The organism is Streptomyces sp. NPDC127092, from assembly GCF_042722475.1.
Lineage (GTDB): Bacteria > Actinomycetota > Actinomycetes > Streptomycetales > Streptomycetaceae > Streptomyces.
In genome coordinates, this window is sequence record NZ_JBHXFE010000063.1 from 14,166 (window position 1) to 37,405 (window position 23,240).

General features: G+C 74.1%; 18 protein-coding genes. 14 read left to right on the plus strand and 4 right to left on the minus strand.

What is annotated here, in order from left to right; translation table 11 throughout:
- Positions 1-109 precede the first annotated feature (109 nt).
- Positions 110-859: a YwiC-like family protein gene (locus ACFWJO_RS34735; protein ID WP_386871775.1), complete on the plus strand. Its 750-nt coding sequence runs from the start codon at positions 110-112 to the stop codon at positions 857-859.
- Between the two features lie 44 nt (positions 860-903).
- Here ACFWJO_RS34735 and ACFWJO_RS34740 read toward each other — a convergent pair whose 3' ends face one another.
- Positions 904-3,546, minus strand: a complete 2,643-nt coding sequence (locus ACFWJO_RS34740; protein ID WP_386871777.1) for a lysylphosphatidylglycerol synthase domain-containing protein — start codon at positions 3,544-3,546, stop codon at positions 904-906.
- Positions 3,547-3,702: 156 nt separating this feature from the next.
- Here ACFWJO_RS34740 and ACFWJO_RS34745 point away from each other — a divergent pair, with 156 nt between their 5' ends.
- The 6 genes from ACFWJO_RS34745 to nudC all read left to right on the plus strand — a co-directional run bounded on the left by ACFWJO_RS34745 (position 3,703) and on the right by nudC (position 14,737).
- Positions 3,703-4,047, plus strand: a complete 345-nt coding sequence (locus ACFWJO_RS34745; protein WP_386871779.1) for an MGMT family protein — start codon at positions 3,703-3,705, stop codon at positions 4,045-4,047.
- 419 nt (positions 4,048-4,466) lie between these two features.
- Positions 4,467-7,853: an ATP-dependent helicase gene (locus ACFWJO_RS34750; protein ID WP_386871781.1), complete on the plus strand. Its 3,387-nt coding sequence runs from the start codon at positions 4,467-4,469 to the stop codon at positions 7,851-7,853.
- 92 nt (positions 7,854-7,945) lie between these two features.
- Positions 7,946-8,755 carry a hypothetical protein gene (locus tag ACFWJO_RS34755; RefSeq protein ID WP_386871783.1) on the plus strand — a complete coding sequence of 270 codons (810 nt, stop codon included), beginning with the start codon at positions 7,946-7,948 and terminating at the stop codon, positions 8,753-8,755.
- A 165-nt stretch (positions 8,756-8,920) separates the two neighbouring features.
- A complete protein-coding gene (locus ACFWJO_RS34760; RefSeq protein ID WP_386871785.1) occupies positions 8,921-12,313 on the plus strand; it encodes a UvrD-helicase domain-containing protein in 3,393 nt (1,130 codons plus the stop codon).
- 10 nt (positions 12,314-12,323) lie between these two features.
- Positions 12,324-13,757, plus strand: coding sequence for a dipeptidase (locus tag ACFWJO_RS34765; protein WP_386871787.1), 1,434 nt, complete (start codon positions 12,324-12,326; stop codon positions 13,755-13,757).
- A 32-nt stretch (positions 13,758-13,789) separates the two neighbouring features.
- Positions 13,790-14,737, plus strand: a complete 948-nt coding sequence (nudC, locus tag ACFWJO_RS34770) for an NAD(+) diphosphatase (RefSeq protein WP_386871789.1) — start codon at positions 13,790-13,792, stop codon at positions 14,735-14,737.
- A gap of 141 nt (positions 14,738-14,878) precedes the next feature.
- Here the strand turns inward: nudC and ACFWJO_RS34775 are convergent, their stop codons facing one another.
- On the minus strand, positions 14,879-15,136 hold the full coding sequence (locus ACFWJO_RS34775) for a mycoredoxin (protein WP_361579230.1): 258 nt from the start codon (positions 15,134-15,136) through the stop codon (positions 14,879-14,881).
- A 151-nt stretch (positions 15,137-15,287) separates the two neighbouring features.
- On the opposite strand from ACFWJO_RS34775, the gene ACFWJO_RS34780 reads away from it, so the two are divergent.
- From ACFWJO_RS34780 to ACFWJO_RS34800, 5 genes are all read left to right on the plus strand, one after another.
- Positions 15,288-17,492 (plus strand): ATP-dependent DNA helicase UvrD2, encoded by a 2,205-nt coding sequence (locus ACFWJO_RS34780; RefSeq protein ID WP_386871792.1) that lies wholly within the window; start codon positions 15,288-15,290, stop codon positions 17,490-17,492.
- A 209-nt stretch (positions 17,493-17,701) separates the two neighbouring features.
- The gene (locus ACFWJO_RS34785) at positions 17,702-18,004 is read left to right on the plus strand and encodes a hypothetical protein (protein ID WP_386871805.1); all 303 of its coding nucleotides are present in this window, start codon (positions 17,702-17,704) and stop codon (positions 18,002-18,004) included.
- 173 nt (positions 18,005-18,177) lie between these two features.
- On the plus strand, positions 18,178-18,546 hold the full coding sequence (locus tag ACFWJO_RS34790; RefSeq protein WP_093652527.1) for a WhiB family transcriptional regulator: 369 nt from the start codon (positions 18,178-18,180) through the stop codon (positions 18,544-18,546).
- Entirely contained in the window at positions 18,543-18,866 is a 324-nt protein-coding gene (locus tag ACFWJO_RS34795) for a hypothetical protein (protein ID WP_386871794.1), read from the plus strand. The genes ACFWJO_RS34790 and ACFWJO_RS34795 overlap by 4 nt, the downstream gene beginning before the upstream one ends.
- A gap of 99 nt (positions 18,867-18,965) precedes the next feature.
- Positions 18,966-19,148, plus strand: coding sequence for a hypothetical protein (locus ACFWJO_RS34800; RefSeq protein WP_386871795.1), 183 nt, complete (start codon positions 18,966-18,968; stop codon positions 19,146-19,148).
- Between the two features lie 30 nt (positions 19,149-19,178).
- On the opposite strand, the gene ACFWJO_RS34805 is transcribed toward ACFWJO_RS34800, so the two are convergent.
- Both ACFWJO_RS34805 and ACFWJO_RS34810 read right to left on the minus strand, forming a co-directional pair.
- Entirely contained in the window at positions 19,179-20,531 is a 1,353-nt protein-coding gene (locus ACFWJO_RS34805) for an ABC1 kinase family protein (RefSeq protein ID WP_386871797.1), read from the minus strand.
- Positions 20,532-20,589: 58 nt separating this feature from the next.
- Entirely contained in the window at positions 20,590-21,765 is a 1,176-nt protein-coding gene (locus ACFWJO_RS34810; protein ID WP_386871798.1) for a ThiF family adenylyltransferase, read from the minus strand.
- Positions 21,766-21,932: 167 nt separating this feature from the next.
- Between ACFWJO_RS34810 and ACFWJO_RS34815 the strand changes: the two genes are divergently transcribed.
- Together ACFWJO_RS34815 and ACFWJO_RS34820 are read left to right on the plus strand one after the other, a co-directional pair.
- Complete coding sequence (locus ACFWJO_RS34815; RefSeq protein WP_386871799.1) at positions 21,933-22,508, plus strand: M48 family metallopeptidase; 576 nt, start codon at positions 21,933-21,935, stop codon at positions 22,506-22,508.
- A gap of 116 nt (positions 22,509-22,624) precedes the next feature.
- Positions 22,625-23,240, plus strand: a 616-nt coding sequence (locus tag ACFWJO_RS34820; protein ID WP_386871801.1) for a TerD family protein, incomplete at its 3' end; no start/stop codon positions are given.

Here is a 23,240-nt window from a genome sequence, read left to right on the forward strand (position 1 = left end):
CAGTTCGACCCTAGAACCGGCGAACCGGCACGGAACGGGGCCGATGGTCCCTTCGAACGGTGACCAAATCCCGCATTCGTCCCGCCGGACGGCGTGTGAGGCTGACGTGGTGAGCGCCTCCGGACGACGGATACGACGATGGATCCCGGACCAGCACGGAGCCTGGGCGATGCTCGCCGTGCCGTACGCGGCCGGCGTCCTGCTCGGCGACCCGGCGTGGGTCCAACTGCCGCTGTTCGTGGCCTGGTTGCTGGCCTACCTCGCGACCTACCACGCCCAGCAGTGGCTACGGCTGCGCCGCCTCTCGCGCAATCCGCGCGCCGCGGCCCGGCACGTCCGCCCGGCCGTCGTCCTCGGCGCCGCACTGGCCGCCGTCGGCCTGCCGCTCGCGGCCCTCCACCCGTGGCTGCTGCTGGCCGTCGCTGCCATGAGCCCCTTCCTCGCGGTCAACGCCTGGCACGCGCGGGTCAACCGGGAGCGGACCCTGCTCAACGGGATCGCGGCCGTCGTCCCGGCCTGCGGGATGCTCCTCGTCGCCCTCCGGGCCGGCGGCGGCACCCTCGCCGAGGGCCTGGGGCCGGCGCTCGCCTGCCTGCTCTACTTCGCCGGCACCGTCCCGTACGTGAAGACGATGATCCGCGAACGGAACTCGGCCGCCTACCGGCGCGGCTCGGTCGCGTACCACGCCTGCGCGCTGGTGGCCGCGACGCTCCTGGACCCGTGGCTCGCCGTTCCCTTCGCGGTGTACCTCGCACGGGCGGCCGTCCTGACGGGGCGCGGGCTGAAGGTGCCGGTGGTGGGCGCGGTGGAGGTGGGCTGCTCGGTGCTGCTGCTGGTGTTCCTCGTGGCCGTCTTCTAGAAGGCCCGCTTCCGGAAGGCGTGTGGAGGGGTGTGGAGGGGTGTCTAGAGGGCTTCCCGCTTCGTCAGCCAGTTGAAGCAGATCCAGCCCGGCAGGACCGGCAGCCACAGGGTCAGGAGCCGGTACAGCAGCACGGCCGGGGTGGCGACCTCCAGAGGGAGGTTGCCGACCGCGACCAGACCGAAGGTGAGCGCGCCCTCGACCGCGCCGACGCCGCCCGGGGTCGGCGCGGCGGAGCCGAGCGCGTTGCCCGCGAGGAAGACGACGGCGACGCTCGCGTAGCTGATCGTCACCTCGCCGTGCCCGAAGGCGCGGATCGACGCGTCGAGACAGAAGACGAACGAACCGGTCAGCAGCAGCATGCCGCCGATGCCCGTGAGCAGCTTCCCGGGCCGCTGGAGCACGTCCAGCATGCGCGGCACCACACCCGCGAACAGCGAGCGCAGCCGGGTCGACACGAACTTCCGCATGAACGGGATCGCCGTCACCACGAGCACGAGCACCGCGACCGTCAGCAGACCGGCGATGACCGTCCTCGACGGCGAGAACGACTGCGACTCCTCCGTGCCGGTCAGATAGCCGAAGGCCAGCAGGAGCAGGATGTGCGCGCCGAGACCGAAGAGCTGCGAGGCCCCGACGCTGGCGACCGCGAGCCCCGGCCGTACGCCCGAGCGCTGCAGGAAACGGGTGTTCAGGGCCACGCCGCCGACCGCCGCCGGGGCCACGATCTTCACGAACGACCCGGCGACCTGCGCCACCACCGTCCGCCAGAACCCGACCCGCTCCGGCACGAAGCCGAGCAGGCTCATCGCCGCCGCCACATAGCTGATCGCCGAGAAGAGCACGGCCGCGGCCACCCACCGCCAGTCCGCCTCGCTGACCGTCGACAGCGGCGTCCGGGCGATCTGCGAGAGCAGGAAGTACGCGGCGACGGCGCCCGCGATGAGACTGACGAGCGTCCGCGGTTTGATCCGCTCGAGACGGACCGGCTCCACCGGAGCCTGCGGCCGGATCAGCAGCACCTGCTGGCGGATCTGCGCCAGCAGGTCCTCCTCGCGGGCCTCGTCCAGGGCCTCGTCGAGCGCCCGCTTCTCCGCCTTCTTGTCGGCCTGCTTCTCGGCCCGCGCCACCTTCCGGTCCGGCGCCAGGTTCGCCTGCGCCCGTGCCTCCGCCCGGGCCTGCTTCGCCGCCTCGGAGGCCGCGAGCACCGCCTCACGCTCCCGCTTGGACCGCTCGCGGGCGAGGCGCCGCAGCTCAGCGCGGGTCGACCGGCTCAGCGCGATCGGCTGGAGCAGCGGCAGACAGTCGGCGATCGCGTCCGGCCCGAGCACCTCCACGGCGGCCGCCACCGCCCGCTCGGCGCCCACCCGCAGACCGAGCGTGGTCAGCAACTGGGCGATGTCCATCCGCAGCACCAGGTCGCCGGCGGCGATCTCACCGCCGCGCAGATCCGTGAGGATCACCCTGCCGGAACGATCCACCAGAATCGCGTCTCCCGCGAGCCTGCGGTGCGCGATCCGGCGCGACTGGAGCGCCTTCACCTGCCGCCAGGCGCTGCGCACCAGGTCGTCGGTGATCTCCCCGTCGTCGAGCGAGTCCAGGGTCCGGCCGCCCAGGTGCTCGTACACGAGCATCACCGCGTCGGGACCGAGCTCGGAGGTGGCGATCAGCTTCGGCGCGTTCGCGCCCGCCGCGATCGCCGCGTACGCGAGCAGCGCCTCCTGCTCCAGGGCCTGCCGCAGCGACACGATCGAGCGGCGGGTGGTGACGGCGCGCAGGGTGATGCGGCGCCAGGCCCGGTAGAAGAAGCCGTGCGCCTGCTGCTCGCGGTCGACCACCGTCACGTCGAGCGGCGGCCCGTCCTCCAGGGTCACGATGTAGCGGCGGCCCCGGTCCCCGCTGTCCGCCGACTCCGGCACGCCCTCGGCGCGCAGCGCCGTCACCGGCTTGAAGCCGACCCGGCGCAGACCGGCGAGCAGCGTCTGCCCGGTCGGCCGGACGTTCGGCGAACCGACCGCGTAGAGCGTGCCGTACGCCACGGTCCAGCCGATCAGCACGGTGAGGATGATCGAGAAGGCGGTCGTGTAGCCGGCGACGAGCATCGTGAACGCGTCCAGCAGCAGCACCACCCACAGCGCCACGCGCCAGCGCGGTCTGCGGGCCATGCCGACGGCGGTCATGTAGGCGATGACCGGTGCCAGGTAGTTGTGCACCGGGTCGGTGAGCCCGCCGCCGGACTGCGGCTGGGTCAGCGCGTCCTGGATGGTGCCGGGCGCCGCCCGCGCCACCCACAGGTCGGTGGCGAGGGTCACGCCGTGCGCGAGGACGGCCGCGAGCACGCCGTCGGCGATCCGCAGCCCGTCACGTTTGACCAGGCGTTCGATGGCGAAGGCCACGGGCACGAGCAGGACGGCGATGGACGAGACGAGGCCGGCGATCTTGACGAAAACGTCGGGCGCACCGCCGGCGCCCTTGTTGATGTCCTGCTCGAGACCGGAGGTGGTGCCGTGGGCGAAGGCGGCGACGGCGAGGACCAGGGCGATGGCGAGCACGCCGATGAGCAGCCGCATCAGGTCGGACGGCCGGTGCACCCGCGCGGCGAGCAGCGGCTCGTCGCCGGATACGCGCTCGGGCGGACGGGGCGTGCCAGGCCCGGCCTCCCCCGGAGGCGGGATGTCGTGCGCCATCACCATGTCCGTCTCTGCATGCCGTTCCGTCGTGGTCGCTTCTTCTTGCCGCTGTGCGTGTTCTTGTTCTCGTATCACCAGTCACCGCCCGGACGATGGTGGCACGAAGAGGGGCCGTTCGGAGGCATCAGGGGGTTGTCGGTGGGGTGAGGCAGGATGGGCCGAATGGAGAACGAGGAGCTGCCCGAGCTGCCCGAGTATGCGGAACGGGTCCTTCAGGTCGCCGAGGAGATCCCGCCCGGCCGGGTGATGACCTACGGGGACGTCGCGGAGTGGCTCGGCGAGGGAGGGCCGCGCCAGGTCGGCCGGGTCATGGCGCTCTACGGCGGCTCCGTGCCGTGGTGGCGCGTGGTGCGCGCGGACGGCGCCCTGCTCCCGGGCCACGAGCACCGCGCCCTCGGCCACTACCGCGCGGAGGGCACACCGCTGCGGGACCCCAGGGGCGAGGGCCGGATCAAGGTGGACATGCGGCGGGCGCGATGGGACGGCGCGGAGGACTGAGGACGCGGGGTACGCCGACCCGGTACCGGTGGGCGCCGCGCCCGGGGGAGCGGGGCGGTCGGATACGGGACGGCGGGGTGCCGTGGCTGATGGCTCGGGGCGGCCGGGTACGGGACGGCGGGGTGCCGTGGCTGACGGCTCGGGGCGGCCGGGTACGGGAGCGCCGGGTGCCGTGGCTGACGGCCCGGGGCGGCCGGGTGCCGCGCCTGACGGCGTGACACGTGGGGTACGGCGCCGGGATCGCGTAACGTCGAAGCTCGCGTTTCTCACCGGAGACCTCCGAGAACCTGGGGCATCCGGCGAACTCCGGTGACCCGGCGAACACCGGTGACCCGGCCGACCCCGGGATCCCGGCGAACCCCGGGACCCCGGCGAACCCCGAGCACCCCGCACACAGACCAGCAGGACCGGCGACCCACGTGACTTCCTCCTCCACCCTCGCGTCCACGCGGGGCCCCGGCGCGTACCGGCTGGTGCGGGCCGTGCCGGCACCGGTGCGGCCCCCTGTGCTTGACGCAGCGCAGCGGGCGGTGGTTGAGCACGCGGCCGGACCGCTTCTGGTCCTCGCCGGACCGGGCACCGGGAAGACCACGACGCTGGTCGAGGCCGTCGCGGCGCGCGTGGAGCGCGGCGCCGACCCGGAACGCCTCCTGGTCCTCACCTTCAGCCGCAAGGCCGCGGTGGAACTCCGCGACCGGATGGCGGCCCGGCTCGGCGGAAGCCGCCCGCCGCAGGCCACCACCTTCCATTCGTACTGCTACGCCCTCGTCCGCGCCCACCAGGACGCCGACCTGTTCGCGGAGCCGCTCCGGCTGCTGTCCGGCCCCGAGCAGGACCTGGCCGTACGCGAACTGCTCGCCGGCCAGATCGACCTGGAGAAGCTCGGCCTCGGGCACGTGCGCTGGCCGGACGAACTGCGCGCCTGCCTCACCACGCGCGGCTTCGCCGACGAGGTGCGCGCCGTCATCGCGCGCTCGCGTGAACTGGGCCTCGGGCCGGGCGCCCTCGACGCCTTCGCGCGCCGGGTCGGCCGCCCCGACTGGCGGGCCGCGGCCGGCTTCCTCGCCGAGTACCTGGACGTCATGGACCTCCAGGGCGTCCTCGACTACACGGAGCTGGTCCACCGGGCGGTCCTCCTGGTGGAGTCCGCCACCGCCGGCACGCTGCCCCCCTACGACGCGATCTTCGTCGACGAGTACCAGGACACCGACCCGGCGCAGGTGCGGCTGCTGCGCGGTCTCGCCGCCGGGTCCGCAGCGCCGGTGGTCGCGTTCGGCGACCCCGACCAGTCGATCTACGCCTTCCGCGGCGCCGACGTGAACGGCATCCTCGACTTCCCGGCCGCTTTCGGGGGGAGCGTCCGCGTCCTGGGCACCTCCCGCCGCTCGGGCGCCGCGCTCCTTGGCGCCACCCGGCTGCTCACCCAGCGGATGCCGCTGCCCCGCCTGCCCGCCGACCGGGTCCGCGCCCACCGCGAGCTCGCGCCGGTACGGGACGGCGGCCGCGCCGAGGTCTACACGTACCCGACACCCTCCACCGAGACGGACAACATCGCCGACCTCCTCCGCCGCGCCCACCTGGAGGACGGCGTCCCCTGGCACGACATGGCCGTCCTCACCCGCTCCACGGCCCCTCTCACCACCCTCCGCCGCGCCCTCACCTCGGCCGGCGTCCCGGTGGAGACCGACGCCGCGGACACCCCGCTGCGCCACGAACCGGCCGTCGCCCCTCTCCTGCTCGCCCTGCGGGCGGCGGCAGCGGCGGCGGGCAGCGCGCAGACGCAGACGGAGCCGGAGGCCCCTGATGACACGGAGGCTTCCGAGGCCGCGGAGGCCCCTGACGCGGCGGCCCCCGAGGCTCCGGAGGCCGTTGACGCGGCGGTCCCCGACACCGCGGCGGCCTCCGACGGCGGTCGGACCCCCACCGGCGTCTCCTGGCTCGACACCGAGACCGCCGTCGCGCTGCTCGCCTCGCCGCTCGCCGGGATGGACCCCGCCGATCTGCGCCGGCTCGGGCGCGCGCTGCGGGACGAGGAGCGGGCCGGCGGGAACAAGGTGCCGCCGCCGTCGGACGTGCTGCTCGCGCGGGCGCTCGCCGAGCCGGAGCGGCTGGTCGCCCACGACCAGTCGTACGCGCGCGGGGCGAGGCGGCTCGGGGAGCTGCTGCGGGCCGCGCGGAACAGGCTGGCCGCGGGCGGCACCGCCGAGGAGGCGCTGTGGCTGCTCTGGAACGGCACGCCCTGGCCCGGCCGCCTCGAGCGCGCCTCCCTGCGCGGCGGCACCGCCGGGCGCAACGCCGACCGGGACCTGGACGCGGTCTGCGCGCTGTTCGAGACCGCCGCCCGCGCCGAGGACCGGGTCGGCGGGCGCGGCGCGCTCAACTTCCTGGAGGAGCTCGACGCCCAGGACATCGCCGCGGACACCCTCACCCGCCGCCACACCCGCCCCGACGCCGTCCGCCTCGTGACCGCCCACCGCTCCAAGGGCCTCGAGTGGGGCCTGGTGGTCGTCGCCGGCGTCCAGGAGGGCCTCTGGCCCGACCTGCGCCGCCGCGGCTCCCTCCTCGAAGCCGACCGGATCGGCCGTGACGGGCTCGCCGAGCCGCTCACCCCCGGCGCCCTCCTCGCCGAGGAGCGCCGCCTCTTCTACGTCGCCGCCACCCGCGCCCGCGACCGGCTCGTCGTCACCGCCGTCAAGGCCCCGGCCGAGGACGGCGACCAGCCCTCCCGTTTCCTCACCGAACTCGGCGTGGAGCCGAAGGAGGTGACCGGGCGGCCCCGCCGCCCGCTCGCCGTCGCCGCGCTCGTCGCCGAGCTGCGCGCGACCACCGTCGACCCGGACGCCTCGCCCGCCCTGCGCGCCGCCGCCGCTGAACGGCTCGCCCGGCTCGCCGCCCTCGCCGACGAGGACGGCCACCCGCTCGTCCCCGCCGCCCACCCCGACCGCTGGTGGGGCCTCGCCGAGCCGACCCGCAGCGCCGTGCCGCTGCGCGACCGGGACCACCCGGTGGCCCTCTCCGGCTCCGCCCTCCACCAGCTCGCCAACACCTGCGCCCTCCAGTGGTTCCTGGGCCGCGAGGTCAAGGCCGACGCCCCGGCGACCGCCGCCCAGGGCTTCGGCAACGTCGTGCACGTCCTCGCCGACGAGGTCGCCTCCGGCCGTACCCCCGCCGACCTCGACGTGCTCATGGCCCGGCTCGACTCCGTGTGGGACGCCCTCGCGTTCGACGCGCCGTGGAAGTCCGCGCAGGAGAAGCGGAACGCCCGGATCGCCCTGGAGCGCTTCCTGCACTGGCACGTCATGGACCGCGCCGGGCGCACACCCGCCGCCACCGAGCACGACTTCGACGTGACGCTGGGCGCGGGCGAGTACCAGGTCCGCATCCGCGGCTCCATGGACCGCGTCGAGACCGACGAACAGGGCCGCGCCTACGTCGTCGACTTCAAGACCGGCAAGTCCGCGCCCACGAAGGACGAGGTCGCCCACCACCCGCAGCTCGCCGTCTACCAGCTCGCCGTCCGCGAGGGCGCCGTCGACGAGGTCTTCGGCGGCCGCACTCCCGAACCCGGCGGCGCCGAACTCGTCCACCTGCGGCAGGCCGCCCCCAAGAAGGAGGGCGGGGACGCGCTCCCCAAGGTCCAGGCCCAGCAGCCGCTCGACGGCGAGTGGATCGGCGGTCTCCTCGCCACCGCCGCCGGCCGGGTCCTCGACGAGCGCTTCACCCCGACCACCGGCCAGCACTGCACGACCTGCACCTTCCGCGCCTCGTGCAGCGCCCGCCCGGAGGGCCGCCACGTCGTGGACTGACGCCCTCCCCCCGGGCCGCCGCGGCCCCGGACTCGCGAGCCCCCGTCCCCTCCGGCACGCTGGAATATCGGGAAGACCGCGAGGAGGCTCGCATGGCGTCCACCACACTTCGCGCCGCCACCGTCGTCTGCACCGCCCTGATCGCCGGCGCCGCGCCCGTCGCACCCGCCGCCCCGGCCGCCCCGGTCCCACCCGTGGCCGCCGTACCGGCCGCCCCCAGCCCCTCGCCCGACCCCTTCAAGGGCCTCACCGCCGACCAGATCGGCGCCCGGGCCGTCACCGCCACCCAGTCCGCGACCTCGCTGCGCATGACCGGCCGGGTCGTCTCCGGCGGGCAGCCGCTGGACGTCGACTTCTCCGTCAACGACAAGAGCGAGTGCACCGGCGCCATCAGACTCCAGGGCGGCGCCGCCGAGCTCCGCCAGACCGGCCGCGTCACGTACATGAAGGGCGACGAGGCCTTCTGGCGGGCCTCCATGACCTCCCAGGGCATGCCGCCCGCGCAGATCGACGCGACGATCGAACTGCTCAAGGGGCGCTGGCTGAAGATCCCGCAGGGCCAACCCGGCACCGAGGGTCTCAGCGGCGTCTGCGACCTGAAGGCCCTCCTCGCCGACCTCGGCAAGGACAAGGAGGACCGCACCGGACTGGTCCGCGGCCGCGACGGTGAGGTGAACGGCACACCCGTCGCCACCCTGATCAAGAAGAAGCCGGGCGGTGAGACCACCACCGTGTCCGTCTCGGAGCGCGGGAAGCCCTACATCCTGAAGACGGTCAAGAAGGGCGGCTCCGAGCCGGGATCCGTGACCCTCTCCGACTACGACAAGCCCGTGAAGGTCGTCGTCCCGCCCGCCGACGAGACCGTCGACCTGTCCAAGCTGGACCCGGGCACCCCGGCCTGACCGGGACCGGCCGCAGCGACCGGCCGCGGTGACGAAGGCCACGGGGCCTGGCCCGCCGCGCCTGACCGGACCGCCCCCGACCGGCCGCGGTGACCGGCCGCGCGGCCCGGCCCCGCCGCGCCTGACCGGACCGCGCTGTCGGTGGTCCCCGTTAGCCTCTTTCGGGTGACCGCACGCATCACCGACCCCGAGCAGCTCAAGGAGCTGCTCGGCATCCCGTTCACCCCGGAGCAGACGGCCTGCATCATCGCGCCGCCCGCCCCGCAGGTCATCGTGGCCGGAGCCGGCTCCGGCAAGACGACGGTGATGGCCGCCCGGGTGGTCTGGCTGGTCGGCACGGGCCAGGTCGCGCCCGAGCAGGTCCTCGGTCTGACGTTCACCAACAAGGCCGCCGGCGAGCTCGCCGAGCGCGTCCGCACCGCCCTCGTCCGCGCCGGCGTCACCGACCCCGACGTGATCGACCCCGACAATCCCCCGGGCGAGCCCCGCATCTCCACGTACCACGCCTTCGCCGGGCAGCTCCTCACCGACCACGGCCTGCGCATCGGCCTGGAGCCCACCTCGCGGCTCCTCGCCGACGCCACCCGCTACCAGCTCGCCGCCCGCGTCCTGCGCGAGGCCCCCGGCCCGTACCCGGCACTCACCCGCTCCTTCCCGACCCTCGTCGGCGACCTCCTCGCCCTCGACGCCGAGCTCGCCGAGCACCTCGTACGGCCCGAGCGCCTCCTCGCGTACGACACCGGGCTGCTCGCCGAACTCGCCACGGCCAAGCTCACCAACGCCGACCTGCGCAAACTCCCCGAAGCCGCGACCGCGCGCCGCGAGCTCCTCGACCTCGTCGTCCGCTACCGCGCCGCCAAGCGCTCCCGCGACCTGCTCGACTTCGGCGACCAGATCGCCCTCTCCGCCGAGCTCGCCACCACCCGGCCCGAGGTCGGCGCGATCCTCCGGGACGAGTTCCGGGTCGTCCTGCTCGACGAGTACCAGGACACCTCCGTCGCCCAGCGGCTGCTCCTGTCCGGCCTCTTCGGACAGGGCACCGGGCACGCCGTGACCGCCGTCGGCGACCCCTGCCAGGCCATCTACGGCTGGCGCGGCGCCTCCGTCGCCAACCTCGACGACTTCCCGGAGCACTTCCCGTACGAGGACGGCCGCCCCGCCACCCGCTTCGCCCTCTCCGAGAACCGGCGCAGCGGCGGCCGCCTGCTGGACCTGGCCAACGGCCTCGCCGCCCCGCTGCGCGCCCTGCACGCGGGCGTGGAGGCGCTGCGGCCCGCGCCGGGCGCGGAGCGGGACGGCGGCGTCCGCATCGCGCTGCTCCCCACCCACACGGAGGAGATCGACTGGCTCGCCGACTCCCTCGCCCACCTCGTCCGCACCGGCACCCCGCCCGGTGAGATCGCCGTCCTGTGCCGCACGGCCACCGACTTCCCGGCCGTCCAGGCCGCCCTCGTCGCCCGGGACGTCCCCGTCGAGGTCGTCGGCCTCTCCGGCCTGCTCCACCTGCCCGAGGTCGCCGACCTCGTCGCCGTCTGCGAGGTCCTCCAGGACCCCGGCGCCAACGCCTCGCTCGTACGGCTCCTCACCGGCCCCCGCTGGCGCATCGGCCCGCGCGACCTGGCCCTCCTCGGCCGCCGCGCCCGGCTCCTCGTGCACCGGCCGGGCGAGGGGACGGACGACGCCGACCAGCGGCTCGCCGCCGCCGTCGAGGGCGTCGACCCCGCCGAGGTGATCTCCCTCGCCGACGCGCTCGACACCTTCCTCGACTCCGGCGGCGAGGACGACGGCCTGCCCTTCTCCGCCGAGGCCCGGGTCCGCTTCGCCCGCCTCGCCACCGAGCTGCGCGCCCTGCGCACCTCCCTCGCCGACCCGCTGATGGACGTCCTGCACCGGGTCCTCGCCGCCACCGGCCTGGAGGTCGAGCTCTCCGCCTCGCCGCACGCCCTGGCCGCCCGCCGCCGCGAGACCCTCGGCAACTTCCTGGACGTCGCCGCCGGCTTCGCCTCCCTCGACGGCGAGGCCACCCTGCTCGCCTTCCTCGGCTTCCTGCGCACGGCCGCGCAGTACGAGAAGGGCCTGGACAACGCGCTGCCGGGCGGCGAGAACACCGTCAAGGTGATGACCGCCCACAAGTCGAAGGGCCTGGAATGGGACGTGGTCGCCGTTCCCGGCCTGGTCACCGGCCAGTTCCCCTCCACCCGCGCCCGCGAGTCCTGGACCTCCCAGCCCCAGGTCCTCCCGCACGCCCTGCGCGGTGACGCGGCGACCCTGCCCGGGCTCGACGAGTGGACCGCCGCCTCCCTGAAGTCCTTCAAGGAGGAGCTGCGCGACCACCAGCACACCGAGGAGCTGCGCCTCGGCTACGTGACCTTCACCCGCCCGCGCTCCCTCCTCCTGGGCTCCGGCCACTGGTGGGGCCCGGCCCAGAAGAAGCCGCGCGGGCCGTCGGACTTCCTCCAGGCCCTGTACGAGCACTGCGCCGCCGGCCACGGCGAGATCGAGGCCTGGGCGGACGCCCCGGAGGAGGGCGACGACAACCCGCTCCTGACCGCGGACCTCGCCGACCAGGCCTGGCCCCTGCCCCTGGACAAGGAGTCCCTGGAGCGGCGCCGGGAGGCCGCGCGGGCCGTCATGGCCCGCCTCTGGTCCCCGGAGCCGGCCGCGCCCGCCCCGGCCGCGTCCGCCCCGGCGGCTGCGGACGGGGACCCGGACGGCCTCTGGTTCCCGGAGGACCTGGAGGAGCCGCACGAGGAACCCCCGTACGACGAGGAGTGGACCGGGCCGCACCTGCCCGCGCCCCGCGCCGAGGCCCGCCCGGCGGAACCGGCCCTCACGCCCGAGGACGCCCGCACCATCGCCTCCTGGGACCGCGACCTCACCGCCCTCACCGCCGAGCTGCACCGCTCCCGCGCCACCACCCGTGACGTCCTGCTGCCCGCGTACCTCTCGGCCTCCCAGGTGCTGCGGCTCGCCGCCGACCCCGAAGGCTTCGCCAAGGAGCTGGCCCGGCCGATGCCGAAGCCGCCGCAGCCGGCCGCCCGGCGCGGCACCCGCTTCCACGCCTGGGTGGAGTCCCGCTTCGAGGAGCTGCCGCTGCCCATGCTCGGCCCGGACGAGCTGCCCGGCGGCGAGGACTTCGCGGGCGAGCCGGAGATCCTGGACGAGCGGGACCTGGACGCCCTGAAGGAGGCCTTCGACCGCACCTCGTACGCCCGCCGCACCCCGTACCGCGTGGAGATCCCCGTCCACCTCTCCCTCGCGGGCCGGGTGGTCCGCGGCCGGATCGACGCCGTCTACCGGGACCCGGACACCGGCGCGTACGAGATCGTCGACTGGAAGACCAGCCATCTGCGCAACGCGGACCCGCTCCAGCTCGCGATCTACCGCCTCGCCTGGGCCGAGCAGCACGGCCTCGACCCGGAGGAGGTGGCCGCCTCCTTCGTGTACGTGCGCACCGGTGAGGTGGTCCGCCCGGCCCGGCTGCCCGGCCGGGCGGAACTGGAGGCTGTGCTCCTCGGCACACCGGCCGACGACGGGGCGGGTTCCGGCGCCGGATAGGCTCGGGAGCATGAGCGAGACCCCGGACAGCGCCGTCCACGCCGAGGACACCCGTGCCGTGCGCACGTACGTCGAGCAGCACCGGTCCGCGTTCCTCGGCGAGCTCGCCGAGTGGCTGCGGATCCCCTCCGTGTCGGCGCAGCCCGAGCGGGCCGCGGACGTCCGGCGCAGCGCCGAGTGGCTCGCCGCCACGCTGACCGGCACCGGCTTCCCCGTCGTCGAGGTGTGGGAGACCGACGGCGCGCCCGCCGTGTTCGCCGAGTGGCCGTCCGGCGAGCCGGACGCGCCGACCGTCCTCGTCTACGGCCACCACGACGTGCAGCCCGCCGCCCGCGAGGACGGCTGGCACACCGAGCCGTTCGAGCCGGTGGTCGTCGACGGCCGGATGTACGGGCGGGGCGCGGCCGACGACAAGGGGCAGGTCCTCTTCCACACCCTCGGCGTCCGCGCGCACCTCGCCGTGACCGGCCGCACCGCGCCCGCCGTCAACCTCAAGATGATCGTGGAGGGCGAGGAGGAGTCGGGTTCGCCGCACTTCCGCGCCCTGGTGGAGGAGCACGCCGACCGGCTCGCCGCCGACGTGGTGATCGTCTCCGACACCGGCATGTGGTCCGAGACCACGCCGACCGTGTGCACCGGCATGCGCGGCGTCGCGGACTGCGAGATCGACCTGTACGGGCCCGACCAGGACATCCACTCCGGCTCCTTCGGCGGCGCCGTGCCCAACCCGGTCACCGTCGCCGGCCGGATCGTCGCCGCCCTGCACGACGCCGACGAGCGCGTCGCGATCCCCGGGTTCTACGACGGCGTCACCGAGCTGACCGACGCCGAGCGGGCCCTGATGGCCGAGCTGCCCTTCGACGAGAGCGCCTGGCTGAACACGGCCAGGTCCCACGGGACCCTCGGCGAGGCCGGCTTCTCCACCCTGGAGCGCGTCTGGGCCCGCCCCACGGCAGAGGTCAACGGCATCGGCGGCGGCTACCAGGGCCCCGGCGGCAAGACGATCGTGCCCGCCTCCGCCCACCTGAAGCTCTCCTTCCGGCTCGTCGCGGGCCAGGACCCGGCGCGGATCGAGAACGTCGTACGGAAGTGGCTGGCCGAGCTGGTACCGGCCGGCGTCCGGCACGAGATCGTCTTCGGCGCACCGACCCGGCCCTGCCTCACGCCGCTCGACCACCCCGCGCTCAAGGCGGTGGCCGGCGCCATGAGCCGCGCCTTCGACGGCGCCAAGATCCGCTACACCCGCGAGGGCGGCTCGGGACCGGCCGCCGACCTCCAGGACGTGCTGGACGCCCCGGTGCTGTTCCTGGGCATCTCGGTCCCCTCCGACGGCTGGCACTCCCCGAACGAGAAGATCGAGCTGGATCTCCTCATGAAGGGCGTCGAGACGACCGCGCACCTGTGGGGCGACCTGCCCGCCGCCCTCCGCACCGCCGCGCGCTGAACCCGAATCCGATGGGGGAGTTGGAAGCACCTGTGAGCACCTTGAACAACGCGTTCGCGGACCGCCCGGTCTCGCTCACCGCCCCGAGCGGGATCGACCGCGCCGCCCACCACCGTCTCGACGAGGCGTGGCTGGCGGCCGCCTGGAGCCACCCGACGACCCGGGTCTTCGTGGTCTCGGGAGGCCAGGTGCTGATCGACGACACGCCCGACGGCCGGACCGAGCTGGTCATGACCCCGGCCTTCGAGGCCCCGGTCACCGAGACCCACCGCTACTTCCTGGGCACGGACGCCGACGGCGTCTCCTACTTCGCGCTCCAGAAGGACAGCCTGCCGGGCCGCATGGACCAGTCGGCGCGGCCGGCCGGGCTGCGCGAGGCGGGGCTGCTGCTCTCGCCGCGGGACGCCGGCCTGATGGTCCACGCCGTGGCCCTGGAGAACTGGCAGCGGCTGCACCGCTTCTGCTCGCGCTGCGGCGAGCGCACGGTGATCGCCGCGGCCGGGCACGTCCGCCGCTGCCAGGCCTGCGGCGCCGAGCACTACCCGCGCACCGACCCGGCGGTGATCATGCTGGTCACCGACGAGGAGGACCGCGCCCTCCTCGGCCGCCAGGTCCACTGGCCCGAGGGCCGCTTCTCGACCCTGGCGGGCTTCGTGGAGCCCGGCGAGTCCATCGAGCAGGCGGTGGTGCGCGAGGTCTTCGAGGAGGCCGGCGTCACGGTCGGCGAGGTCGAGTACGTGGCCAGCCAGCCCTGGCCCTTCCCGTCCAGCCTCATGCTGGGCTTCTTCGCCCGGGCGACCTCGTCGGAGATCGACGTGGACGGCGAGGAGATCCACGAGGCCCGCTGGTTCTCCCGCGAGGACCTGGCCGCCGCCTTCGAGTCGGGCGAGGTGCTGCCGCCGTACGGGATCTCGATCGCCTCCCGGCTGATCGAGCTCTGGTACGGCAAGCCGCTGCCGAAGCCCGGCGACGTGGTCTGAGTCACGGCCCCCGCGCCGCCTCGCACCGCCGCGCGCCCTCCCGCGCCCGTGGCCGCACGCCCGTAAGCGGAACGCGACAGCCCCCGTCCGGCACTGCCGGGCGGGGGCTGTTTTCGGCCACCAGGGGCGTCGGACCCTCGGTCAGGCGGCGAGCGCCTGCTTGACCTGGGCCAGGCTCGGGTTGGTCATGACGACCTCGGAACCGCCGGCCTCCGGGACGACGCGCACGGTCGGCACGGTCTGGTTGCCGCCGTTGGCCTGCTCGACGAACTTCGCCGACTCGGGGTCCTGCTCGATGTTGATCTCCGTGTACGCGATGCCCTCACGGTCCAGCTGGCTCTTCAGCCGGCGGCAGTAGCCGCACCACGTCGTGCTGTACATCGTCACAGTGCCCTGCATGGCCAGGCGCTCCTCTGTTCGCGGGTGGATGCCGAGAGGAAGAACGTACGCCCCCGGCCCGCCATTCCCGGAACCGCGTTCGTATGACCGGCGCCACCCTCCTGTGGACAACGCACCGCATCGATCCCGCCGGACCTGGCAGCATGGCGGGGTGACACCAGCAACGCACTCCACTCTCTTCCCGCAGGTCCCCGAGTCGGCCGACGCGGTGCTCGACGGGCTCGACCCCGAGCAGCGCGAGGTCGCCCTCGCCCTGCACGGACCGGTGTGCGTCCTGGCCGGTGCCGGTACGGGCAAGACGCGGGCCATCACCCACCGCATCGCGTACGGGGTGCGTGCCGGGATCCTCGCACCCGCCAGTGTGCTCGCCGTCACCTTCACCAACCGCGCCGCGGGCGAGATGCGCGGCCGGCTCCGCCAGCTCGGCGCGGGCGGCGTCCAGGCCCGCACCTTCCACTCCGCGGCCCTCCGCCAGCTCCAGTACTTCTGGCCGAAAGCCGTCGGTGGCGAGCTGCCCCGCCTCCTGGAGCGGAAGATCCAGCTGGTCGCCGACGCCGCCGCCCGCTGCCGCGTCCGCCTCGACCGGAACGAGCTGCGGGACGTCACGAGCGAGATCGAGTGGGCGAAGGTCACCCAGACCGTCCCCGCCGACTACCCGGCCGCCGTCGCCAAGTCCTCGCGCGACTGCCCCCGCGACCCCGCGGAGATCGGCCAGATCTACGCGATGTACGAGCAGCTCAAGCGCGAGCGCGACGTGATCGACTTCGAGGACGTGCTGCTGCTCACCGTCGGCATCCTCCAGGACCGGCACGACATCGCCGACCAGATCCGCCGGCAGTACCAGCACTTCGTGGTCGACGAGTACCAGGACGTCTCCCCGCTCCAGCAGCGGCTGCTCGACCTGTGGCTCGGCGACCGGGACAGCCTGTGCGTGGTCGGCGACGCCAGCCAGACGATCTACTCGTTCACCGGCGCCACCCCCGACCACCTGCTGAACTTCCGCACCCGCCACCCGAACGCGACCGTGATCAAGCTGGTCCGCGACTACCGCTCCACTCCCCAGGTCGTCCACCTGGCCAACGGCCTGCTCGGCCAGGCCCGCGGCCGCGCCGCCGAGCACCGCCTGGAGCTGGTCTCCCAGCGCGAGCCCGGCCCCCAGCCCGCCTACACCGAGTACGGCGACGAGCCCGCCGAGGCCGAGGGCACCGCCCGCCGCATCCGCGACCTGATCGCCGCCGGCGTCCCGGCCGGCGAGATCGCCGTCCTCTACCGGATCAACGCCCAGTCGGAGGTCTACGAGCAGGCCCTCGCCGACGCGGGCGTGCCCTACCAGCTGCGCGGCGCCGAGCGCTTCTTCGAGCGCCAGGAGGTCCGCGAGGCGGGCATCGCCCTGCGCGGCGCCGCCCGGGCCGGGGGGAACGACGCGCTGCTCGACGACGCCGAGGACCTGCCCGCCCAGGTCCGTGCCGTGCTCTCCACCAAGGGCTGGACCAGCGAGCCGCCCGCCGGCTCCGGCGCCGTCAGGGACCGCTGGGAATCACTGGCCGCGCTCGTCCGGCTCGCCGAGGACTTCGCCGGCGCCAAGCCCGGCGCCACCCTCTCCGACCTGGTCGCCGAGCTCGACGAGCGGGCCGCCGCCCAGCACGCCCCGACCGTCCAGGGCGTCACCCTGGCCTCGCTGCACGCCGCCAAGGGCCTGGAGTGGGACGCCGTCTTCCTGGTCGGCCTCACCGAGGGCATGATGCCGATCACCTACGCCAAGACCGACGAACAGGTCGAGGAGGAGCGCCGCCTGCTCTACGTGGGCGTCACCCGGGCCCGGATCCACCTGTCGCTGTCCTGGGCGCTCTCGCGCTCCCCGGGCGGCCGGGCCTCCCGGCGCCCCACCCGCTTCCTGAAGGGCCTGCGGCCCGGCTCCGGCCCGCTCGCCCCGGCCGGCGCGGGCGGCGGCGGAGTCGCGGGCGTCGACGGCGCCGGCGGAGGCATCGACCGGGGCAGCGGCCCGGGCCGGCGCAAGCGGCGCGGCCCGGTGCGCTGCCGGGTCTGCGGCGCCACCCTCACCGAGGCCGGCGAGATGAAGCTCATGCGCTGCGAGGACTGCCCCTCCGACATGGACGAGGGGCTGTACGAGCGGCTGCGCGAGTGGCGCATGGAGCAGGCCCGCGCGCTCGGCCAGCCGCCGTACTGCGTGTTCACCGACAAGACGCTGATGGCCATCGCCGAGCGGGTGCCCGCCTCCGACGGGGAACTCGTCACGATCTCCGGGGTCGGGGTCCGCAAGCTCGACCGCTTCGGCGCCGACGTACTGGCCATCTGCGCAGGTGAGGAGCCCGGAGGAAGCCACGAGGAGGCCTGAGAAAAACTCGTGGGAAAAATAGTTTGCGCCCGCCCCGTCAAGCCCCATAGGTTCTTAACCACGACACAGCGGCTTCTTGGAAGCCCTGTCTTCGTGCTGTACTTGTCCAAATGAACATGAGGGTCCGGCTCACACCGAGCCCTCCGAGACGCCGAGAGGAGGCGATTCCAGTGATCAGCATCAAGAACATCAAGACCAGCACCGCCAAAATGACCGATCGCTCGGTCGTCGTCTCCGCCTGCTCGCTCGGCCTCGCCGCCTCCACGTCCTCCGCGCTCTTTGGCACCGGTCTGTCCGGCGCCGGTCTGCCTCTCGGTATGTCCGGTCTGCTGATGGATCGCCTTGAGCGCAATGAGCGACCGACCAAGGCACTGGAAGCAGGAGTGGTGGGCAAGGCCGAGGCCGCTGCCTACGCCTTCGCGGCGACCGGTGCCGGTATTGAGCGGACGACGCAGCAGCACCACACGATGTGGGCCTTCCGTGGGCTCGAACCCTGGAGTGATCCAGCCTGATCGACGATCAGGCCGGCGCCTTCAGGGCCGCGGAACCCCATCAGGGATCCGCGGCCCTTCTGTTTGTCCCCGAACGGGGCTGACGGAGCGAGGGGGCCTCGGGACCAGCAGTGACCGGTACCAACAGAAAACCCGGCCAACAGGCCGGAACGACCAGACGAGGAAGTCGACCCGTGCAACTCGAAGCGCACGCCCCGTCCGTACCGCCTTCCGAAACGATCCCCCCGCCCGGCCTCACGGAGGACTCCACCTTGACCCCCCTCACCGCGCTCACCGCGCTCGACGACGCCATCGAGAACCTCGGCGTGCCCGTCCCCTGCCGCTCGTACGACCCCGAGGTCTTCTTCGCCGAGTCCCCGGCCGACGTCGAGTACGCCAAGTCCCTCTGCCGGACCTGCCCGCTCGTGGAAGCCTGCCTCGCGGGCGCCAAGGAGCGGCGCGAGCCCTGGGGCGTCTGGGGTGGAGAGCTCTTCGTCCAGGGCGTGGTCGTCGCCCGCAAGCGGCCCCGCGGCCGCCCGCGCAAGAACCCGGTTGCGGCATGAACGCCCTCGGAACCGTCGACCGCCCCCTCACGCACGATCCCCAGAAGCAGGCCCCGATGACCTCGTCCGCCCACGAGCCCTCCGGCTCCGCGACTCCAGACGTTTCGATCAGTGGCGCCAAGCGCTCGCGCCAGAACAGGACCCGTGAAATGCAACTCATCCCAGAAGCCCTGGCCCGTGCCCATATGCACGACCGCCTGCGGGAAGCCGACGCGGAACGCCAGGCCTCGCGCCTGGTCGCCGCCCGGCGCATGCAGCGGCGCGCCGAGCGCGTGTCGATGCGCGCCCGCCGCGCGCTGGCCATGGCCGTCATGCACTGACCCAGGCAGACCCTGAAACCGCGGGGGCCGGTCCGAACGGACCGGCCCCCGCGGTGCGTTGCCCCCGACACGGGCGCCCCTCGGGTTATCGTCACCAAGGTGAACGACGCCTCTGCCGACAAGCCGCTCTACGTGTGCGCCCGCTGCGGCAAAACCGCCCAGGAGCTGCCCGTCACCTGGACCTGCTCGGTGGAGAACGGCACCCGCCAGTACTTCTGCGAGGACTGCGCCCGCGCCAACATCAGAGCCATCGAGGGCCGCCTCGACTCCTCCTGGTGGTGACCCGCCCGGACCCAGCGCCCGGACCGCGGCCTACTCTTCCTCGGCGACGAAGCCCGGCAGCCACTCCTCCAGCTCGTCCCGCAGCCGCACCGTCGCGCCCAGCTGACACAGCACCCCGATCGTGCTCAACGTCACACGGTGTATCAGCAGATACGAGGGCGGCAGATTGAGCTGCCTGCCCAACTGGTGGGCGGGGGAGCGGGGATCGGCGATCCGGGCCGCCTGGGTGCGCATCCAGCCACGGGTGAAACCGAAGGCCTCCACCTCGGCCGGCTCGATGATCGGGAGCAGATACTCCAGCACCGCGTCCGGGTCGAGCGCGATCGACTTCTTCACGAAACCCTCCGCGCACAGCAGCTCGTAGACCGGCTCCGCCTGCCCGGCCAGCGTCATCCGCAGACAGGCGCCGATCGTCTCCGGCAGCCCGCCCGGCAGCCGGTCCACCGTGCCGAAGTCCAGCACGCCGAGCCGCCACGAGGCGGCCGAGTCGTCGTCCGCCCCCGCCGGCCCCGGCAGCAGCCGGAAGTTGCCCGGATGCGGGTCCGCGTGCAGCAGCCCCGTGCGCGCGGGCCCCGAGAACAGGAACCGGGCGAGCAACTGCCCGGCCCGGTCCCGCTGCTCCGGCGTGCCGTCCGCGATCACCTCCGACAGCGGGATCCCGTCCATCCACTCCGTGACCAGCACCTGCTCCGACTGGTGCACCACCGCCGGAACCACCACGTCCGGATCGCCCGCGAACTCCTCCGCGTGCTCCCGCTGCGCCTCGGCCTCGAGCCCGTAGTCCAGCTCCTCGGAGACCCGGTCCCGCAGCTCCGTGATCAGCGGCTTCAGGTCCATGCCGGGGATCAGCGGACCGAGCAGCCGGGCGAACCGGCTCAGCTGCGTCAGATCCGAGAGCAGCGCCTCGCCCGCGCCCGGGTACTGCACCTTCACCGCGACCTCGCGGCCGTCGTGCCACACCGCCCGGTGGACCTGCCCGATCGACGCGGCCGCCGCCGGCTTGTCCTCGAACTCCTCGAACAGCTCCCGCCATCCCTCGCCCAGCCGCTCCTCGAGCACCGCGTGCACCGTCCGCGTCGGCATCGGCGGAGCGGCGTCCTGGAGCCTCGTGAGCGCCGCCCGGTAAGGCCCCGCGACCTCCTCCGGCAGCGCCGACTCGAAGACGGACAGCGCCTGCCCGAACTTCATCGCCCCGCCCTTGAGCTCGCCGAGCACCCTGAACAACTGCTCGGCCGTGCGCTGCTGGAGCTCCCGCGCGACGAGCTCCGCCGACTTCCCGCCGATCCGTTTGCCCAGCCCCCACGTGGCCCGCCCGGCGAAGCCCAGCGGCAACGCGGCCAACTTCGCGGTCCGGGTGACCGCCTTCCGGGGAAGATCAGACATGCGCCCTCCAAGTCCCAGACTGCAGTTCCGCACGGAGCCAGGGCCCTCGGGGCAGGCCCTACCCCGCCATTGTGTCGTGCGCCGCTCGAGCCTCCGTCGCATGCTCCCCCTCACCGCCGCGCCGCGCCCCGCACGGACACGCCGGGTGCGCCCGGACCGGCGCCGAGCGCCACCCGAGCAGGGGCAGCGACACCTCCCAGCGCGCCCCGGTGCTCGACGGCAGGTCGCCGTCCAGGAACGCCAGCGCGTGCGCCGCGGCGAGGCCCGCGACCGCCGTCGCGAGCGTCACGTCGCACGCGGGCAGCGGATGCGGCCGGCCCGAACGCCACTGCGCCGGAAGCCGCGGCCACACCGGCTCCCGATCGGCCAGCTCCCGCTGCATGCACCCCGCGCAGGCCGTGCCGCCCGGCAGCACCAACGGGCCCACCACACCGGTGGCTTCGAGCACTCCCGCATAGAGATGGGGCGTACCGGAGGCGATCCAGGCCTCGGCCGGGAGCGGGTCGGGGACGTAGGCACCGAGGCCGTCGCGCGGGGCGACCACGACGAGCGAGACCCCGGCCTCCCCGCCCCCGCCCCCGGTCCGGGCGCGGCGGGGTGGGCGGCCGCCCGGGGCGGTGCGGGTCACCAGGCGGCGGGCCGCCACCGCGCGCCGCTCGCCGACCGATTCCGGCGGCAGTCCGCCCGGCGACACCTCCCAGGGTGCGACGGTGCCCGCGTCCAGGACCTCGACCCGCCCGACGCCCGCCGCCGACAGAAGGGCCGCCACCGCCGCGCCCACCCGACCCGCGCCGCGCACCTGTACGCGCAGCGCGCGTCGCGCGGCCAGCGCCCGCGCCGCCCCGTCAGGCGCGCGGTGCACCACCGACAGGGAGGCCAGGTCGGCGCGCACCGGGTCGAGCGCCGGGTCCGCCCGGCCGCCGGGATCGCCGTCGTCGCGGCCGTCCGGGCCGCCCGGCGGCCCGCCCGGTGGCCGGACCGAGGCGTCGGCGATCAGCCCGGCCGCGGCGAGCCGGGCGAGCAGGGCGTCGAGGCGCCCCTCGGGCAGGCCGAGCGCCGCCGCCTCCGCCCGCAGCAGTTCCATGCCGCGCGTGCCGTCGAGCAGCCCGATCAGACTGCCCGTCGTCGTGTCCACCGGCCCCAGGACCACCGCGTGCGCGGGCGTCACCCCGAACTGCACGTACCGCATGTTCCGCCAGGCGCGCCGCAGCGCCGGTTTCACCATCGGATGCATCAAGCCACCCCCGTCGTCCCGTCCCGACCGCTTCTCCGCCGGTTCCACGCATCAGGTTGCCCGGGCCGCGCGAGCGGTGCGGAGAGTTGTCCACAGGGCTGAGGCATTAATCATTCGAATGCGGTGGTGCGGGACTTCCCCCGCCGCCAGCGGGTAACGTCGGGGCCGTGTCGGCCGACCCACAGCACAGCGTGACAAGCAGACCGCCCCGCGGCTCGGGGACGAGCGCGGTCGAGGTCCGGAGGAGCTCCCGCCGGAGCAGAACGGTCTCCGCCTACCGCGAGGGCGACAGGACCATCGTGCTCATCCCCGCCCGGATGTCGGAGGCGGAGGAGCAGCGCTGGGTCACCGTCATGCTGGACAAGCTGGCCGCCCAGGAGAGCAGGAGCGTCCGCGGCGACCGGGAACTGACCGAGCGGGCCGCGCAGCTGTCGGAGCAGTACTTCGACGGCCGGGCCCGCCCCACGTCCGTCCGATGGGTGACGAACCAGAACACCCGCTGGGGCTCGTGCACCCCTTCCGAGGGAAGCATCAGGCTCTCCCACCGGCTCCAGGGCATGCCCGAATACGTCGTGGACTACGTGCTCTGCCACGAGCTGGCGCACCTCCTCGTGCCGGGCCACGGACCACGCTTCTGGCGGCTCCTCGACGCCTATCCCCGCACCGAGCGCGCCCGCGGCTACCTGGAGGGCGTGGCCGCGGCCGGCCGGCTGCCGCACCTCTCGGACACCCGCGAGGACTGACCCGCGCATTGCTCCGGTTCTGTACCGAACGGGCCCGGCCCTGCCGCAATGTCTCGGCCACCCGTTAGCCTGGCGCGACGCATTCGTCATTTCGGGATGGGGGACGGTCGTCACACATGGCCAGGGAATTCCAACGCGGCCACAAGGCCAAGATCAGTGACCTCACGGCGGGAACGGATCTGTACGTGGGCGTGCAGATCGCGGCGCCCGGTCTGACCTTCGACATCAGCTGTTTCGGCCTCGACGCCGACGAGCGGCTCTCCGACGACCGCTACTTCGTCTTCTTCAACCAGCCCAAGTCGCCCGAGGAGTCCATCCAGCTGCTCGGCGCGCAGGCCGGCGACACGGAGTCCTTCCGCGTGACGCTGGACCGGATTCCGGCGCACATCCACAAGCTGTCCTTCACCGCGACGATCGACGGTGCCGGGCAGATGTCGCAGGTCGGCCCCGGCTGGATCCGGATCGTGGCGGGCGGCGAGGAGGTCGCCCGGTACGCGTTCACCGGCGCCGAGTTCTCCACCGAACGCGCCGTGATGCTCGGCGACTTCTATCTGAAGGACGTGTGGCGGTTCGCCGCCGTCGGCCAGGGCTTCGACGGAGGCCTGGAGGCGCTCCTGAAGAACTTCGGCGGCGAGGTCGCCGAGGAGGAGCCCGCGGCCCCGCAGCAGCCCGCCGCCGCGCCCGGTTTCGCCCCGCCGGCCCAGGCCGCCGCGCCACCGGCCTTCGGCGCCC

What these genes read in the sequence shown, in the direction of transcription:
- ACFWJO_RS34740 (WP_386871777.1), bottom strand. Translation starts at nt 3,546, where the DNA reads ATGGCGCACGACATCCCGCCTCCGGGGGAGGCCGGGCCTGGCACGCCC.
- ACFWJO_RS34745 (WP_386871779.1), top strand. Translation starts at nt 3,703, where the DNA reads ATGGGCCGAATGGAGAACGAGGAGCTGCCCGAGCTGCCCGAGTATGCG.
- ACFWJO_RS34755 (WP_386871783.1), top strand. Translation starts at nt 7,946, where the DNA reads ATGGCGTCCACCACACTTCGCGCCGCCACCGTCGTCTGCACCGCCCTG.
- ACFWJO_RS34765 (WP_386871787.1), top strand. Translation starts at nt 12,324, where the DNA reads ATGAGCGAGACCCCGGACAGCGCCGTCCACGCCGAGGACACCCGTGCC.
- ACFWJO_RS34775 (WP_361579230.1), bottom strand. Translation starts at nt 15,136, where the DNA reads ATGCAGGGCACTGTGACGATGTACAGCACGACGTGGTGCGGCTACTGC.
- ACFWJO_RS34785 (WP_386871805.1), top strand. Translation starts at nt 17,702, where the DNA reads ATGACCGATCGCTCGGTCGTCGTCTCCGCCTGCTCGCTCGGCCTCGCC.
- ACFWJO_RS34795 (WP_386871794.1), top strand. Translation starts at nt 18,543, where the DNA reads ATGAACGCCCTCGGAACCGTCGACCGCCCCCTCACGCACGATCCCCAG.
- ACFWJO_RS34805 (WP_386871797.1), bottom strand. Translation starts at nt 20,531, where the DNA reads ATGTCTGATCTTCCCCGGAAGGCGGTCACCCGGACCGCGAAGTTGGCC.
- ACFWJO_RS34810 (WP_386871798.1), bottom strand. Translation starts at nt 21,765, where the DNA reads ATGCATCCGATGGTGAAACCGGCGCTGCGGCGCGCCTGGCGGAACATG.